This is a genomic window from Streptomyces sp. NPDC030814 (assembly GCF_055572155.1).
On the sequence record NZ_JBVIDX010000040.1, the window covers coordinates 8,030 to 23,818 of the forward strand.

General features: G+C 73.5%; 10 protein-coding genes and 2 pseudogenes. 5 read left to right on the plus strand and 7 right to left on the minus strand.

The window, feature by feature from the left end; translation table 11 throughout:
* Nucleotides 1–138 precede the first annotated feature (138 nt).
* The 4 genes from ACZ43N_RS40550 to ACZ43N_RS40565 form a co-directional block, all read right to left on the minus strand.
* Entirely contained in the window at nt 139–1,062 is a 924-nt protein-coding gene (locus ACZ43N_RS40550; RefSeq protein ID WP_468104567.1) for a sirohydrochlorin chelatase, read from the minus strand.
* Nucleotides 1,063–1,254: 192 nt separating this feature from the next.
* Nucleotides 1,255–2,244 carry an N-acetylglucosamine kinase gene (locus ACZ43N_RS40555; RefSeq protein WP_468104569.1) on the minus strand — a complete coding sequence of 330 codons (990 nt, stop codon included), beginning with the start codon at nt 2,242–2,244 and terminating at the stop codon, nt 1,255–1,257.
* Between the two features lie 38 nt (nt 2,245–2,282).
* A complete protein-coding gene (locus tag ACZ43N_RS40560; protein WP_468104571.1) occupies nt 2,283–2,960 on the minus strand; it encodes a uracil-DNA glycosylase in 678 nt (225 codons plus the stop codon).
* Nucleotides 2,961–3,148: 188 nt separating this feature from the next.
* Entirely contained in the window at nt 3,149–4,234 is a 1,086-nt protein-coding gene (locus ACZ43N_RS40565) for a WD40/YVTN/BNR-like repeat-containing protein (RefSeq protein WP_468104572.1), read from the minus strand.
* 238 nt (nt 4,235–4,472) lie between these two features.
* On the opposite strand from ACZ43N_RS40565, the gene ACZ43N_RS40570 reads away from it, so the two are divergent.
* On the plus strand, nt 4,473–5,054 hold the full coding sequence (locus ACZ43N_RS40570; RefSeq protein WP_468104574.1) for an Rv1733c family protein: 582 nt from the start codon (nt 4,473–4,475) through the stop codon (nt 5,052–5,054).
* Nucleotides 5,055–5,224: 170 nt separating this feature from the next.
* Here ACZ43N_RS40570 and ACZ43N_RS40575 read toward each other — a convergent pair whose 3' ends face one another.
* Complete coding sequence (locus ACZ43N_RS40575; RefSeq protein ID WP_468104621.1) at nt 5,225–6,007, minus strand: pectate lyase; 783 nt, start codon at nt 6,005–6,007, stop codon at nt 5,225–5,227.
* Between the two features lie 54 nt (nt 6,008–6,061).
* Nucleotides 6,062–6,968: pseudogene (locus tag ACZ43N_RS40580) on the minus strand (pectate lyase family protein); the annotation flags it as partial.
* Between the two features lie 419 nt (nt 6,969–7,387).
* Between ACZ43N_RS40580 and ACZ43N_RS40585 the strand changes: the two are divergent.
* The 4 genes and pseudogenes from ACZ43N_RS40585 to ACZ43N_RS40600 all read left to right on the plus strand — a co-directional run.
* Nucleotides 7,388–8,428, plus strand: a pseudogene (locus tag ACZ43N_RS40585) (extracellular catalytic domain type 1 short-chain-length polyhydroxyalkanoate depolymerase); the annotation flags it as partial.
* A 102-nt stretch (nt 8,429–8,530) separates the two neighbouring features.
* Complete coding sequence (locus tag ACZ43N_RS40590; RefSeq protein ID WP_468104576.1) at nt 8,531–8,662, plus strand: hypothetical protein; 132 nt, start codon at nt 8,531–8,533, stop codon at nt 8,660–8,662.
* A 150-nt stretch (nt 8,663–8,812) separates the two neighbouring features.
* Nucleotides 8,813–10,153: an SGNH/GDSL hydrolase family protein gene (locus tag ACZ43N_RS40595; RefSeq protein ID WP_468104577.1), complete on the plus strand. Its 1,341-nt coding sequence runs from the start codon at nt 8,813–8,815 to the stop codon at nt 10,151–10,153.
* Nucleotides 10,154–10,319: 166 nt separating this feature from the next.
* Nucleotides 10,320–14,891, plus strand: a complete 4,572-nt coding sequence (locus tag ACZ43N_RS40600) for an HAD-IC family P-type ATPase (RefSeq protein ID WP_468104578.1) — start codon at nt 10,320–10,322, stop codon at nt 14,889–14,891.
* A gap of 157 nt (nt 14,892–15,048) precedes the next feature.
* Here the strand turns inward: ACZ43N_RS40600 and ACZ43N_RS40605 are convergent, their stop codons facing one another.
* Nucleotides 15,049–15,579: a DUF3995 domain-containing protein gene (locus tag ACZ43N_RS40605; protein ID WP_468104579.1), complete on the minus strand. Its 531-nt coding sequence runs from the start codon at nt 15,577–15,579 to the stop codon at nt 15,049–15,051.
* Nucleotides 15,580–15,789 lie beyond the last annotated feature (210 nt).

Here is a 15,789-nt window from a genome sequence, read left to right on the forward strand (position 1 = left end):
CTCTTTTGTTCTTGCCTTCTTTCGGCACACAAACTCCTCCCCTTTCGGGGCACACCCCCACCCCCCCCGGGCCCCCCCCCTCAACAGGGGACCGCCCCCTCGGCCGTACGGGTCGAGACGGACCGGACGCGGCCTGAGTCAGCGGACCGGCATGCCCTGCTGCTGCGGCGGGGCGATGCCGAGCGCCGTCGTGTACTTGCCGAGCGCCAGCTTGCCGATCGCCGGGTACGGGCCGAGAGCCTCGGCGGCGGAGCACCCCGCCTCCGTCGCGGCGTCCTCGATCAGGGCGGCGTCGATCTCCGGCCCGATCAGGTACGGCGCGAGGGCGAGCTGCTGGGAGCCCGAGGAGCGCAGCTGCTCGGCCACCGAGGTGATGGAACCCTCCTGGTCGAGCGCGGCCGCCATCACCGGCACCGCGAGCCGCGCGGCCAGCAGCATGCCCGTGATACCGGCCGCCTGCACGGCCTCCTCGCCGCCCACGGAGGCGAGGATGATGCCGTCCGCGGCGGTGGCGACGGTGAACAGCCGGGCGCGGTCGGCACGCGCCAGACCCGCCTCGGACAGCCGCACGTGCAGCGCTTCGGCGAGCAGCGGGTGCGGGCCGAGGACATCGGTCAGCTCGGCCGCGATCCGGCTCTCCATGACGGCCTGGCGGATCTGGCGCAGCGTCGCGTTGTCCGGGCCGGCCAGCAGGGGCACGACGACGGCGACGGGGCCGTCCGGCTCCTTGACGTCCAGACCGGCGGCGCGCGCCTGCTCGTAGCGGGCGGTGCGCTGCTCGGCGGCGCCCGTGAGCACCGACTGCAGGGTGGGGAACTCGTCGTCGCCGCCGTCGACGTAACCGATGCGGGCGTCGAGACCGGGCAGCTCGGAGCGCGCGATGCTCACGACCTCCTCGGCGAGGCTGCGCGTGGCGGCGCTGGGCGTGCCCGGCACCGCGAGGAGCAGCGCGGGCGCGCCCTCGGGAGCCGCCAGGGGTTCCGGTCGGCGGTGCCGGCCGGGCTGGCGGGGTCGCGGCATTCGTACTGGCAGGCCGGACGCGGGCCCAGTGGGGGAGCTCATGGCGCCGCATGTTACTTGTTTCCGGGGTTCCCCTGTTCGGGGAGGGTGCAGGTGAGCGGTATCCGTCCGGATTTGTCTGATGAGTTACGTGTCGATCAGCCTGTTCGATTCCGCATTTATCTGCTGAGCAGTGCTCTTGACCGACCACGGTGGCGCTTGTCCGACAGGCTGCATTGGTCCGTATTTCAGATACTACTTTTCGGCCACGGCATACAACAGCTGCTCGTCGTACGGCACTCGGAGGCCGCCGGTGGCCAGATCGGTCGCGATCCGCACGGCCCCGTGCAGCGGATCGCCCTCCGCGGGCACCCTCCGCGCATGCGGCAGCCGCTCGGCCAACTCGGTCTCCAGCGGTACGAGAAGGGGTGCGCCCAGCTTGAACAGCCCACCCGTGAGCGCCACCAGGGGCTCGCCCGACGCCGGGCAGACGGCCGCCGCGGCGTCGGCCATGTGCCGGGCCGCCGCGCGCAGGATGTCCTCCGAGACCGGATCGCCGCCCACGCAGGCGGCCACTTCAGGGGCGAAGGAGGCCAGCACCGCCGGTCGGTCCGGCCGGGGGTAGAGCTGCGCCGGCAGCCTGTCCGGCGGGCCGAACACCGCCTCCGCACGCGCCAGGAGCGGCTCCGAGCCACCACTGCGCCCGTCATGGGCTCGCAGCGCCGCCTCCAGGCCCGCGCGCCCGATCCACGCCCCGCCGCCGCAGTCCCCGAGCAGATGGCCCCAGCCGTCCGCCCGGCGCCAGGACCGCAGATCGGTGCCGATCGCGATCAGTCCCGTACCGGCGGCGATCACGGCACCGGGCCGCGCGCCCAGCGCGCCGGTGTACGCGGTGACGGCGTCGGCCACCAGTGCGACGCGCCGGACTCCCAGTTCACGCCGGAACGCGGACGGCAGCTCGGCCCGCAACCGCTCCCCGAGCGTGGCGAATCCGGCCGCTCCCACGGTGACCGCGTCGGGACGCTCCCGTCCCGCCCCTGCGAGCAACTGCCGCGCCCTGGGGAGCACCAGCTCCAGCAGATGCCCGGCATCGATGCCCCGGTCGCCGGTGCGCACCGGCGACCCGGAAGCGAGTGCCTCTTTGACCACCGTGCCACCGACGGCGAGCGCCACCCGCAACCCGGACCCACCGGAGTCCACCGCGAGGACGACGGGGCCGTCCCCGTCGCTTCCCGAGGCGGACACCGATCCCGGCCGCTCCTCGGACGGCGCCCCGCCGGTCGTCATGGCAGTCGCCAGTCCACGGGGGTGCCGCCCTGCCGGGCAAGCAGGTCGTTGGCGCGGCTGAAGGGGCGCGAGCCGAAGAAACCGCGGTCGGCCGACATGGGGGAGGGGTGGGCCGACTCGATGGACGGCAGGTCGCCCAGCAGGGGCCGGAGGTTGCGGGCGTCGCGGCCCCAGAGGATCGACACCAGGGGGCGTCCGCGCGCGGCCAGCGCTCGTATCGCCTGCTCGGTGACCTCCTCCCAGCCCTTCCCCCGGTGCGCCGCCGGCTTGCGCGGGGCCGTGGTGAGTGCCCTGTTGAGCAGCAGGACGCCCTGCTCGGTCCAGGGCGTCAGATCGCCGTTGCCGGGCGGCGGCAGCCCCAGGTCGTTGCCGAGCTCCCGGTAGATGTTGATCAGGCTGCCCGGCAGGGGCCGCACCTCCGGGGCAACCGAGAAGGACAGCCCCACGGCGTGCCCCGGGGTCGGGTACGGGTCCTGGCCGACGATGAGGACACGGACGTCGTCGAAGGGCTGCTGGAAGGCGCGCAGGACGTTCGGTCCCGCCGGGAGATAGGTGCGTCCCGCGGCGATCTCCGCGCGCAGGAAGTCGCCCATGCGGGCGATCTGTCCGGCCACGGGCTCCAGCGCCTTCGCCCAGCCCGATTCGACGATTTCATGCAACGGTCGTGGTGCCACGGCGTCACCCTACTGCCGAGGCGGCGATGTCGATCAACCACCGGTCGCAGTGCGACCGGAGCTGACCGTTTCTATGCCGAACCACACGCAATTCGGGCCGAGTTGGCGGTCGGCAGGCGTGCGAGGACGACGAGGTGAGACCTGAGAACGACATGGACGATGCGCTTTCCCCCGTCCGTCCCCGGCCGTCAGCCGATCACCGCCGCCCGCACGCACAGCACATCCGGCAGATGGGACGCCAACTGCCGCCAGCTGTCCCCGTCGTCCGCCGACGCGTACACCTCGCCGTTGCGGTTGCCGAAGTACACGCCCGCCGGGTCGGCGTCGTCCGTGCACATCGCGTCGCGCAGCACCGTGCCGTAGTGGTCCTCCGTCGGCAGGCCGGTGGACAGCGGCTCCCAGCTCCTGCCCGCGTCCGCCGTGCGGAAGACGCGACAGCGGTGGTCGGCGGGGACACGGTCCGCGTCCGCGTTGATGGGGAACACATACGCGGTGTCCCCGCGGTGCGGGTGGGCCGCCGCTGCGAACCCGAAGGTGGAGGGCAGCCCCTCGCCGATGTCCGTCCAGTGCGCGCCGCCGTCGTCGCTGCGGTAGACGCCCCAGTGGTTCTGCAGATACAGCCGGTCGGGGGTCGCCGCGTCCCGCGTGACCTTGTGCACGCACTGACCGAACTCCGGGTCCGGGTCCGGCAGGAACACCGCGGAGACCCCGGAGTTGGACGGTGACCAGCTCGCTCCGCCGTCCTCGGTGCGGAACACCCCGGCGGCGGAGACGGCGACCGTCATCGCGCGCGGGTCGCGCCGGTCGGTGAGGATGGTGTGCAGCCCTTCGCCACCCCCGCCCGGCTGCCACTTGTCGCGGGTCGGGTGCTCCCACAGGGGCCGTACCAGCTCGAAGGTCTCGCCGCGGTCCTCGGAGCGGTACAGCGCGGCCGGCTCCGTGCCCGCGTACACCACGTCCGGTTCGGCGGCCGACGGGTGCAGCTGCCAGACCCGCTCCAGGGAGGCACCCGTGTCCTTGGGGAACTTCACGGCCGGGCGGGCCGGTTCGGTCCAGGTGCGCCCGAGATCGTCGGAGTGGAACACGGAGGGGCCCCAGTGCGCGCTGTCGCCCCCGACGAGCAGGCGGGGCGTGTCCGCGCGGGTGTCGATCGCGACCGCGTAGACGGCCTGCGCGTTGAAGTACGGGCTGTCGTCGAACTCCCAGGCACCGCCTCGCCGCCGCCCGATGAACAGGCCCTTGCGTGTGCCTACGGTGAGCAGTACCTCGGCCATCCCGGCCACCTCCTGGACATCGTCGTCTCAGTCACGGGCCAGTCTGCACCCAGCCACTGACAGTCACCCCTTGTGGCGGTATTTCCGCAGGTCAGACGGCATGTGGCGGGTGGGCGCGAGGGGTCGGACCGGGCCATGGGGCGGACGGGGTGACCCACGTCGCATGAGCAGCGCCGGGACCGGCGCCGTATGGGAGAGCGGTCCGGCTGTCCTGTGTGCGTGAGGGAGGGTGCCCCCGATGGTGGCATTCCGTGGTCCGAAGGTGTGGCTGTGGCGCTGGCGGCGGAACCCGCTCAAACGGCGCGCCGACCGGCTGGAGTCCTGGGTCGTGCTCGTCGCCTGGGCCCTCACCGTGTGCGGCGGCGTGGCCGCGGGACTGCTGTCCGCGGACTCCGTCGAGTCGGGTCTGGCCCGGCAGCGTGAGGAGTGGCGCCCTGTGGAGGCACGGCTCGTCGAGGACGCGCCGGAGCCGGGCGCCGGCAGCGGCGCGGGGGCCGAGAAGGTGTGGGCGAAGGTGCGCTGGGCGGCGCCGGACGGCTCCGCGCGTGAGGGTCAGGCCCGGGTCGACCCGGCCGACGTCACGGGCACCCCGGTCACGGTGTGGACGGACGCCGAAGGCCGGCTGGTGACCAGGCCCGCCGGACAGTCCCAGGCCCGGCTGCGGGCCACGCTGGTCGGCGGTCTGGCGGGGCTCTTCGTGGCGGCCGTGCCCTATGGGGGCGGCAGGCTCGTCCGCGGCCGCCTGGAGCGGCGGAGGATGGACCAGTGGGACGAGGCGTGGGAGCGCATCGCTCCCCTGTGGGAGCGCAAGATCTGGTGAGGGAGCCCCGGCCCCGTGCCGGCGCCCGGCGCGGTCGGCGGCGCCCGGCGCGGTCGGCGGCGGCCCGCGCGGTCGGCGCCCCGGTCGACGGCCGGGGGCCGGACGGGGCCCGTGGGGGGAGGCTCCGTCCGGCCGTGGGGAGTGGACTCACCGGTGGGTGGCGAGCGGCCTCACCTGTAGGTGATGTCCGAGCTGGAGTACAGGCAGTTGGTGCTGTCGGGTCCCGTACCGACGGCCGTGTTGTTGTTGTACTTCTGGCAGGGGACGACCTTGCGGCCGCTGTCGTTCAGGATCGTGATCCTGCGCAGTGTCGCCACGTCGCCCCGGTTGACGTTGATGCCGACGAGCCGGGCGGTGGAACCCGTTCCGGTGACCTCGATGTTGTTGAGGTTCACCTTGCGGGTGTACTGCGTGGAGCAGTCGCCGCAGGAGCGGTACAGCGTCTTGAACTCGCTGACGGCGAAGTTGGAGATGTTCAGGGTGCCCGGCCCGTTGTGCTGGAACACCTTGTCCGCGGCCTTCCTGGCGCCGCCGCCGGTCACCGTGTAGGTGGATCCGCCGCGGAAGGTCGCGGCGTCCTCGCCGACGTCCTCCCACCACACGTTCTGCAGGGTGCAGTTGCCCTCGCAGTGGATGCCGTCGGCGCCGGGCGCGCCGATGATGACGTTCTTCAGCGTCGCGCCGGCCGAGAGCTTGAAGATCGGGTCCTGGCCCTCCTCCTGCCCGTCGCCGGCCAGATCGCCGCTGCCGTAGTAGCGCTTCATGCCGCCGTCCCGGACGCCGGACACCGAGATGGTGGAGGACACCGGCTGGTTGCCGGAGGCCGTCGGCCAGGTGGCGGCGCTCGCCGGAGTGGCGCCACTAGTCATGATCATGCCAAACGATAGTCCGAAGGCGGTCATCGTCCCGGTCAGAGCGCGCGTGCGGGCGCGCGTACGTGCCGCAGAAGTCATGTCCCGATTCCTTCTGTCTCCGAGCGGATGGGGGGTGTCAGAGCTTTCCGGGGCCGCACCCGACGTCACCGAGGTGACGACGGACGAGGCGGGCACCGCTGTGTAGCCGTAGGGCGTGGATGTGAAGGTCCCCGTCCGTGACACCTCGGCGGCGGCCCCGCCGAGGTCGTTGCCGCGCAGATCGGCGTAGCCGTTCACGTCACTGCCGCGGTTCGTGGTGACGGCGACCTTCGTGTCGCGGAAGACGTTGTTCTCCACGAGCGTCTGGGCGCCCATGCGCGAGTGGCTGGCGGTGTCGGCGCCGTCCACGTCGAGCGGACGTCGTTGAAGTGGTTGTGGGTGGTACGTGACCTTCAAGTGGCCGGTGCCCTCGGAGGCGTTGTTGTCGCTGTGGCCGACGAGTGAGCCCTTGAAGGTGTTCTTGAAGGTGTTCCAGGACACCGTGACGTTGTCCGAGCCGTGGTTGACGTCCGGCAGGCCGTCGTAGTGGTCCTTGTCGTGATCGCGGTCGGCGGGGAAGGGGTTGTGGTCGATCCGTACCCTCGTCGACTCCTGGACGGTGACCCCGTCCGCGGGCGCGACCGGCTTGCTGAGGTTCAGGTTGCGGACGACGACGTCGGTCTCCTCCTTGATCCGCAGACCGCCCCCGGTGAACCCGGAGGACGAACCCACGCCCAGCACCGTCGTACGGGAGCCCGATGTCGACCTGGCCGCTGAGCGCCATCGGGCCGCTGACACGGACGGCCTTGGCCGCGTCACCGGTGACGGCGCTCTCGAAGGCGGCCAGGGTCGAGACGGTGACCGGGGAGGCGCCGGTGGCGCCGGCGCCGTAGCCGGTCGGCGAGGTCTCCGCCGCCCCCGCGGACTGCGGCAGGGCGACCACGGCGGCTGCCGCGAGAGCGGTCGCCGCGCCCGTCAGGGAAGTTCTGTGCGCCCGTGCATGTGGGGGGACGGTGCGCATGCGGATGCTTCCCTTCAGTCAGAACCGGCGAATCATGTACATGAATGCCGTACGTCATGGTGATCGCTATGGCCGGGTCGGGTGGCCGAGGTGGGGGACTCGGTCTCCCTTGAGGTGCCTCTTCTCGGGTGTACCAGGCTGCCGGTGCCCATCGTCTGCCATCTGGAGCCGAGGGTGTCCGGTTCACACTGCTGAACGGAACGTAGGGGGTAAGCGCTTTCTAGTCAATGTTTCGCGCACAAGGCCTTGCCGCGTCCCTGGTGAGGCGCGTGCCTGCCTCGCCGCGCGCGGTCAGGGGTTCCGGCGGGTGCGTCGAAAGCGAATTCTTTCGACGTGTGGGAGCGCTTCCAGGGGGACCATGTGCATGTCACGATGCTCGGCGGACGCTTCCCTCCCGGGCTCGCTGAAGGGACAACGACGTGCCCAGAACCCCCCACCGCACCGCGTGCCGACCACTCCGTACGGCCCTCGTCGCGCTGCTCACAGCCCTGGTGCCGTTACTCGCGGCCACGCTCCTCACCGCGCCGGCGGCCTCGGCCGCGCCGCCCCCGAACCCCTCGTCGCTCGCGCACGCCGCGCCCGGCGCGGACGTCGCGCGGGACACGAAGGCCGAGGCGGCGCCCCGCGCGGCGCTCACCGAGATCACCGGCTTCGGACAGAACCCGAGCAACCTCCGGATGTATCTGTACGTGCCGAACAACGTCGCCCGGAGACCGGCGATCGTCGTGGCCGTGCACTACTGCACCGGCTCCGGGCCCGCCATGTACAGCGGCACCGAGTACGCCTCCCTCGCCGACCGCTACGGCTTCATCGTGGTGTACCCGTCCGTCACCCGCAGCAGCAAGTGCTTCGACGTCGCCTCGCCGCAGGCGCTGCGCCGCGGCGGCGGCAGCGACCCCGTGGGCATCAAGTCGATGGTCGACTGGACGGTCCGCACCTACAACGCGGACACCAGCAGGATCTTCGCCACCGGCATCTCCTCCGGCGCGATGATGACCAACGTCCTGCTCGGCGACTACCCGGACGTGTTCGCCGCGGGGGCCGCCTTCGCGGGCGTCCCGTTCGCCTGCTTCGCCACCACCAACGGCTCCGAGTGGAACAGCGACTGCGCCAACGGCAGGATCATCCGCACCCCGCAGGCCTGGGGCGACCTGGTCCGCGGTGCCTACCCCGGTTACAACGGCCCCCGGCCGCGGATGCAGCTGTGGCACGGCACCCAGGACGACGTGCTGCGGTATCCGAACTTCGGGGAGGAGATCAAGCAGTGGACCAATGTGCGCGGCGTCGGCCAGACGCCGAGCGCCACCGACTCACCCCAGAACGGCTGGACCCGCACCCGCTACGGCGGCACCGGTGACCGCGCCCCCGTGGAGGCCATCAGCCTCCGGGGCGTCGGCCACAACGTGTACGCCTGGGGCATGGGCCAGCGCGTCCTCACCTTCTTCGGCATCACCGGCTCGTGAACCGTGCCCCAGCCCTCGGCGGGCCCTGAGCGGTGAAGGGCTGACCACCGGACCGTCATCAACGGCTGGGGCGCCACGTACGGCCCCGCGAGCGGCGCCGTGACCGCGACCGACGCCACCCCGCACAACGGCGCGATCGCGCCGGGTGCCGGCGTCGGACACCAGGCCCACCACTCCGGCAACGGCGCCGCACCCACCGCCTGGACCTTCAACGGCACAGCCTGCACCTGACCCGCCGGCCCCGCCGCACCATCGCCCACCGCCGGGCGCGTGCCACCCGGCGCGCGCCCGTCGACGGGTGCCGGACACCGCGCGCCTTCGCGCCGGACCCGCTGTCAGACCCCCTTCCGCCCAGCCCCCTCCCGGAGAAAGGCATCGCCCGTGCAGCCGTCCAAGACGCCGAGCAGAGCGTCGCTAGCACCCCTCGTCGCCGCATGCGTCCTCGCGCTGGCCCTCGTCGTGACGGCGTCCGCCGTGGTGGCGCTCGTCAGGAGCCCACAGCGGACCGCCGGCGCCGGTGACGCGGTCACCTCCGCCCGGCACTGGGTCAACACCTGGTCGGCGATGCCGCAGCTCACCGAGGCGCACAACATGCCGCCGGCGCCGTTCACCGGCGACCGGGCCGTGCTCGTCGACACCACCCTGCGGCAGACCGTTCGCGTCACCACCGGCGGCGACCGCGTCCGGCTGCGCTTCTCCAACGCCTTCGGCGGCACCGCGCTGCCGCTGACGGCGGTCACCGTCGCCCTCCCGAAGGGCGGGCAGGCCGGGGTCGGCGCGATCGAACCCGGCACCACCCGGACCGTGACGTTCGGCGGGCGGCAGGCCACGACCGTGCCGATCGGCGCCCAGGTCGTCTCCGACCCGCTCGACTTCACGGTGAAGCCCGGCTCCAACCTCACCGTGACCACGTATCTGGCCGACGGGCAGGCGTCCCTCGCCCTCACCTCGCACCCCGGCTCCCGCACCACCTCCTACCTCCAGCACGGCGACCGCACCCGCGACGAGGACCTCCCCGGCGCCACCCCCACCAACCACTGGTACCTGCTCAGCGACGTCGAGGTCCTCTCCCGGCCCGCCACCACCGCCGTCGCCGTCCTCGGCGACTCGCTCAGCGACGGCCGGGGCTCCACCACCAACGGCAACAACCGCTGGCCCGACCAGCTCTTCGACCGCCTCCGGCAGAAGCCCGCGACCCGGCACATCGCCGTGGTGAACCAGGCAGCCGGCGGCAACCGCGTCCTCAACGACGGCCTCGGTCCCAACGCGCTCGCCCGACTGGACCGCGACATCCTCGCCCACAGCGCCGTCGAACAGCTGATCGTCTTCGAGGGCATCAACGACATCGGAACGGCCGAGGCCACCCCTGCCGCCCAGCAGCGCGTCACCGCCGACCTCATCGCCGCCTACGACCAGATCATCGTCCGCGCCCGCGCCCAGGGCATCCGCGTCTACGGCGCGACCCTGCTGCCGTTCGACGGCAACACGCTGTACGACGACGCCGCCGGGCACCGCGAGGACGCACGGCAGGCGGTCAACACCTGGATCCGCACCAGCGGCCGCTTCGACGCCGTCCTCGACTTCGACCGCGCCGTCCGCGACCCGCAGAACCCGAGCCGACTGCTCCCGACCCTGCACGACGGCGACTGGCTCCACCTCAACCCCGAGGGCTACCGCGTCCTCGCCGAAACCGTCCCGGCCCGGCTGCTCCAGCGGAGGTGAGCCGGCCCGTATGCGTCCGGGAGGCGGTCCGCGGGCTGGAGGCCGACCGCCTCGGTGATCACACGCGCCGAACACCGCCTCATCGACCACATATGCATGGATGACGAGCGGATTCCCGGGAACCCGGCTCACCCGGAGGGCATCTGCGCGAGGGTGAGGGTGAGCCATGGCACGAGGTGGACGGTGGGGTGGTGCACAGGCGGAGCGGGGGCGCACCGGGACGCTCGGACTGCTGACACGTCCGACGACCGCCGCCACCGGGCTCGCGCTGGCCGGTCCCAGGCTGCTCGCCCGGGGCGCGGGGCCCGCCGTGGGCATGGCCGCCGGAGCCGTGGCCGGAACCGCACGGGCGGGCGTACGGGGCGCGGACACTGCCGCTCGGGTCGCGCGCGTCGCCCGCAACGCGGTGCCGGGCGGAGCGCGCCCCTGGCGCTCGGGCGCACGGGCACATCTCGCACTGCGCCCCGAGACAGCCGAACACGTTCACCGCGAGGGCGGCGCGGAACACGCGGCCCGCAAGGTGGCCGCCGCCCTGGCCGAGCGGCCGGACGTGGCGCTGGCCTACTGGGACCGGGGGCTGGCTCGGCTCGTGGTGTCCGCCGCGGAGGAGGCCCTCGGCGACAAGGTGGTGGACGAGGCGACCGAACTCGCCGCCCGGCACGGGCTCTCGCTGACCGACGAGGACGTCGAGGGGTTCGCCCACCCCGGCGACCCGGCTGGGATACGGGCCGCCACGATGGCTCTCGCCGCCGATGTCCTCGGCACCGGCATGGCCCTGGCCGGCTCCTTCCTGCGGCTGCCGCCCTCACCGCGTACGGTCACGGCGGCGGCGACGCTGCTCCGCGAGAACCCGCGCTTCCGCGGCTTCCTGCGTGACCGGCTCGGCGCGTCCCGCATGGACGTGCTGCTGGCCGCCGCCAACGCGGCCGTGCACGGCGCGGGCCAGACCCCGATCGCCCTGCTGCTCGACGGGGCGCTGCGCGCCTGCCAGCTGTGGGACACCCTGGCCCGCGCGACCGCCTTCGACACCGTCCACGACCAGGTGTGCACCCCGAAGCGGGTGGGCCTGCCCCCACGCCCCTCCGTGCGGCCGCCGCTGCGGTCCACCCCCGCTCAGGACTACGCCTCCCACGCCTCCACCGGCAGTGTGCTGGGCGCCGCGGCGACCCTGCTCGTCAAACACGACGGGAAGGAGGCCGCGGAGGCCGTCCTCGCGGGCTCGCCCAAGGCCGCCCGGTACGGACCCGCCGCCTTCCACCACGTCCTCAGCGCGGCCCTCGCCCGGACCGGAGTACTGATCCGCGACGCCGAACGGCTGCGGCGGCTGGAGACCGTCGACACCGTCGTGCTGCACCCCAGCGCGCTGCGCAGCCCCGGCGCGGGCGCCGACGCCTGGGCCGAGACCGTGCTCGACGCCGCCCGCCGGGCCGGGCTCGCCGTCGTCATGGTGGACGACCCGGCGCTGCGCGACTTCACGAGCCTCGCCGACCAGGTCGTGACCGGCGGCCGGCCGTTGCGCGAGGTGGTGCGGGACCTGCGCGACGACGGCGCCACCGTCCTGACGGTCGCCCGCTTCCCCTCCGCCGATCCCGAGGCGGGCGTGGAGGACACCCACGTACGGGACGACGCCACGCGTCCTCGGGACGGCGGCACCCGAGACCGGGACGAGAACACGGGGGGCGCACGGTCCGCGGCCACCCCGGCCCGTGACGGCATGGACGTCCTGGACGGCCTGCTCGGCGGTGATGTGGCCGTCGCCCTCGCGGACCGGGACTCCGCCGTCGTGTGGGGCGCGGACGTCCTCGCCCTGAACGGCCTCGCCGACGTGTGGCGGCTGCTGACCGCGGTGCCGGTGGCCCGCGCGGTGGGCCGCCGGTCGCAGACCCTCGCCCGGTCCGGTGCCGCCCTCTCCGGGCTGCTCGTGGCCATCGGCGAGTCCAACGGGTCGCGACGCCGTGCGCCCCTGCCCGGCCTGCGCCACGTCCCCGTCGATGTCGGGGCCGCGACGGCCCTGCTCAGCGGCGTGCGCAGCGCCCTCGGCGTGGCGCTGGCGCGGGCGCCTCACCCCCAGCCGCGCACGGCCTGGCACGCCCTCCCACCGGACGACGTCCTCGACCGGCTCGAACGCGTGGCCGGCGAGGAGCACGACATGACGGTGGTCGAGCAGGCGACCAGCCGGCTGCACGAGGTCGCCGACACGGTCGGCCACACTCCGGCCGGCACTCCGGTGCGCTGGACGATGGAGCTGGCGCAGGCCGTCCGGGGCGAACTGGACGATCCGCTCACCCCGGTCCTGGCGGTCGGATCGGCCGCCTCCGCGATCCTCGGCTCGGTCGTGGACGCCCTGCTCGTCTTCGGCGCGCTCGATCTGAACGCCCTCGTCGGCGGTCTGCAACGGCTGCGCGCCGAACGGGCCCTGTCCGGACTGCTCGCCGAGCAGCAGCGGAAGGCCCGCGTCGCGCCCCGGGACACGGCCGAGCCGACCAGCCCGCCCACCGAGGGCAAGTCGGCCGATGACTTGTCGGCCGAGACCGTGGACGCCGCCGTGCTCAGCCCCGGCGACGTGATCGAGCTGAAGGGCGACGACGTCGTCCCCGCCGACGCCCGGCTGCTGTGGGAGGACGGCCTGGAGGTGGACGAGTCGGCGCTCACCGGTGAGTCCCTGCCGGTGGACAAGCAGACGGCGCCGACGCCCCGCGCTCCGGTGGCCGACCGGAGCTGCATGGTCTTCGAGGGCACCACGGTCGTCGCGGGTCAGGCCAGGGCCGTCGTCGTGGGCACCGGCGACCGCACCGAGGCCGCCCGTGCCGTCGCCCTCGCCGCCCGGACGCCCCCGGCCGCCGGAGTCCAGGCCAAGATCCACGAACTCACCCGCAAGGCGCTGCCGTTGACCCTGGCCGGTGGTGCGGCGGTGACAGGGCTCTCGCTGCTGCGCGGCACCCCCATCAAGGAGGCGGTGAGCGGCGGCGTCGCGGTCGCCGTGGCCGCCGTTCCCGAGGGACTGCCCCTGGTCGCCACGGTCGCACAGCTCTCGGCCGCCCGTCGGCTGAGCCGCCGCGGCGTCCTCGTCCGCACCCCGCGCACCCTGGAGGCCCTGGGCCGCATGGACACCGTCTGCTTCGACAAGACGGGCACCCTCACCGAGAACCGCCTCCATCTGGTCCGCGTCACCGAGGCCGACGGCACGGTCCGCAGGCCCAAGGAAACGGCCGGCGACGATTCGCCCCGCACCCTGCGCGTCGCCGCCCGTGCCTGCCCCCGGCTGAACGGCGGCTCGCACCGCCCGATGCACGCCACGGACGAGGCGGTGCTGGACGCGGCGGGCGCCGACCCCGAGTGGGAGCAGACCGAGGGCCGGCCCTTCGAGGCGGCCCGCGGCTATGCCGCGGCCGTCGGCACGACCAGGGACGGCGCCGGCGTCCTGGTGGTCAAGGGTGCACCGGAGACGGTCCTGCCCGCCTGCGCCGACCTTCCGGACCACGCGTCCGGGACCGCCCAGTCGCTCGCCCGTGACGGGCTGCGCGTCCTCGCGGTCGCCGAACGCCCGCTGCGCGCGGGCGAGGACCCGGCCGCCGCCCTCGAAGAACCGCTGGCCGAGCTGGAGTTCACCGGTCTGCTCGCCCTGGCCGACGTACCGCGTGAGACGTCCACGCACCTCGTGCGCGGGCTGCGCGAGGCAGGCGTACGACCGGTCATGCTGACCGGCGACCACCCGCAGACCGCCCGCGCGATCGCCGCCGAACTGGGCTGGCCCGAGGACACGGCCGTCGTCACGGGCGACGAACTGGCCTCCGCCGACCGGTCCGTACGCTCCCGGATGCTCCGGGACGCGGGCGTCGTGGCGCGGGTCGCCCCCGAGCAGAAGCTCCAGGTCGTGGAGGCGCTGCGGGACGCGGGCCGGGTGGTCGGCATGGTCGGCGACGGCGCCAACGACGCCGCGGCCATCCGCGCCGCCGACATCGGCGTGGGCATCCAGGCCCGCGGCTCGGCCGCCGCCCGGAACGCGGCAGACCTGGTCCTGACCGACGAGGACCTGTCCGTGCTGATCGAGGCGGTCACCGAAGGCCGCTCCCTGTGGCACAGCGTCACCGATGCCATCGCCATCCTGATCGGCGGCAACGCGGGCGAGATCGGCTTCGGCATCCTCGGCACGCTGCTCGCCGGCCGCGCCCCGCTCTCCACCCGGCAGATGCTGCTGGTGAACCTGTTCACCGACCTGTTCCCGGCGATGGCGGTGGCGGTGACCCCCAAGGAGGAGCCGGACGGCGGGAACGACGACGACACGGAGGGCGCCGCCCCGGGCACGGAACCTTTGGGCACCGAACTCCTCGGCGCGCCCCTGATGCGGCAGATCCGCCATCGTGCCCTGACCACCTGTCTGGGCGCCACCATCGCCTGGCTGTTCGGCCGCTTCACACCCGGCACCGCGCGGCGCTCCACGACGATGGCCCTGTGCGGCGTGGTCGGAACCCAGCTGGCCCAGACCCTCGCCGACCGTCGGCACAGCCCACTGGTCCGCACCACGGCCCTCGGCTCCGCCGCGGCCCTCGTCGCCCTCGTCCAGATCCCGGCCGTCAGCCACTTCTTCGGCTGCACCCCGCTCGGCCCGTTCGCCTGGGCGGGCGTCGCCGCGGCGATCGCCCTCGCGGTGGCCGGCCAGCGAACCCTGCCCGACCTGGAGAAGACGGTCCAGCGGCTGGTGCGGACCCGCACCGCGGCCGAACCGGGCCCCGCCTGAGGCCCCGCCCCCGGAGCGCGCCCGAGGGGCGGGCGCCAGGGACGCCGGGATCGCCTTCTTCTTCGAGAAGCATCACCCTTGCGCGCTCCGTGTTCGCCCCGAAGGCCGGCGATCGTCCGGACGAACCGGCCAGGACTCGATCACGAGTACGGCGATCTCATGGACGGATCCGGAGACGTGCCGGGCAGCGGCGCAGCGCGGCACCGAACAGCGCGCCGCCGAGGAGGAAGTACCCGTCGACGGCGCGCATCGACCAGACCGTGTACGCCGACGGGTCGGCCTCGCCGTACACCTCGGCCACCGTCAGTCCGCTCACACCGTTGTCGAGCACACCGGTCGTCCTCAGCAGGTCGTCGACGACCCCGATGCCGCCGCGCAGGAGCAGCAGTCCCGCCGCGGCCCATGCCGCGCCGAGCAGGACCCACCTGGGCAGGAACGAGCGCCCGGCTCCCCGCCCCAGTTCCACCGCGACCACCGCCCCCGCCAGGCTCAACACCGCCACGACCAGGTCGTAGACGAGGAAGCCTCCGGAGACGCCTTCCTCGGAGACCTTCCCGTCGCCCAGTCCGAAACCGCCGCCCAGCGCCCAGTAGATGTGGAACGCGGCGAAGATCACTGACCAGATCGCGGCAGCTTCTGCGGCCCGAGCCCGCCCGGTCGCCGCCCACCGCTTCGTAGGCATATTCATGACACAAACATGTGTCCGGTCCCCCTCGCGGCACATCGAGCGGGATGCGGAGCCTCGTCGCGCGGCGTACTCCTCGCGGGGGACTCGGCCCTCCACCCGATGGCCGATGGCGAGGCTGGAGGGGACCTCGCCAGGCGCCCGCCCGTGGTGCGCGGCCAGGTCCTGAGAGCGGGTGCTGGTCGAGGATGCCGAGGGGCTGGTCGGGACGGC

Coding starts and splice junctions, on each gene's coding strand:
- ACZ43N_RS40550 (WP_468104567.1), bottom strand. CDS start 1,062: ATGAGCTCCCCCACTGGGCCCGCGTCCGGCCTGCCAGTACGAATGCCG.
- ACZ43N_RS40565 (WP_468104572.1), bottom strand. CDS start 4,234: ATGGCCGAGGTACTGCTCACCGTAGGCACACGCAAGGGCCTGTTCATC.
- ACZ43N_RS40570 (WP_468104574.1), top strand. CDS start 4,473: ATGGTGGCATTCCGTGGTCCGAAGGTGTGGCTGTGGCGCTGGCGGCGG.
- ACZ43N_RS40575 (WP_468104621.1), bottom strand. CDS start 6,007: ATGACTTCTGCGGCACGTACGCGCGCCCGCACGCGCGCTCTGACCGGG.
- ACZ43N_RS40600 (WP_468104578.1), top strand. CDS start 10,320: ATGGCACGAGGTGGACGGTGGGGTGGTGCACAGGCGGAGCGGGGGCGC.
- ACZ43N_RS40605 (WP_468104579.1), bottom strand. CDS start 15,579: ATGAATATGCCTACGAAGCGGTGGGCGGCGACCGGGCGGGCTCGGGCC.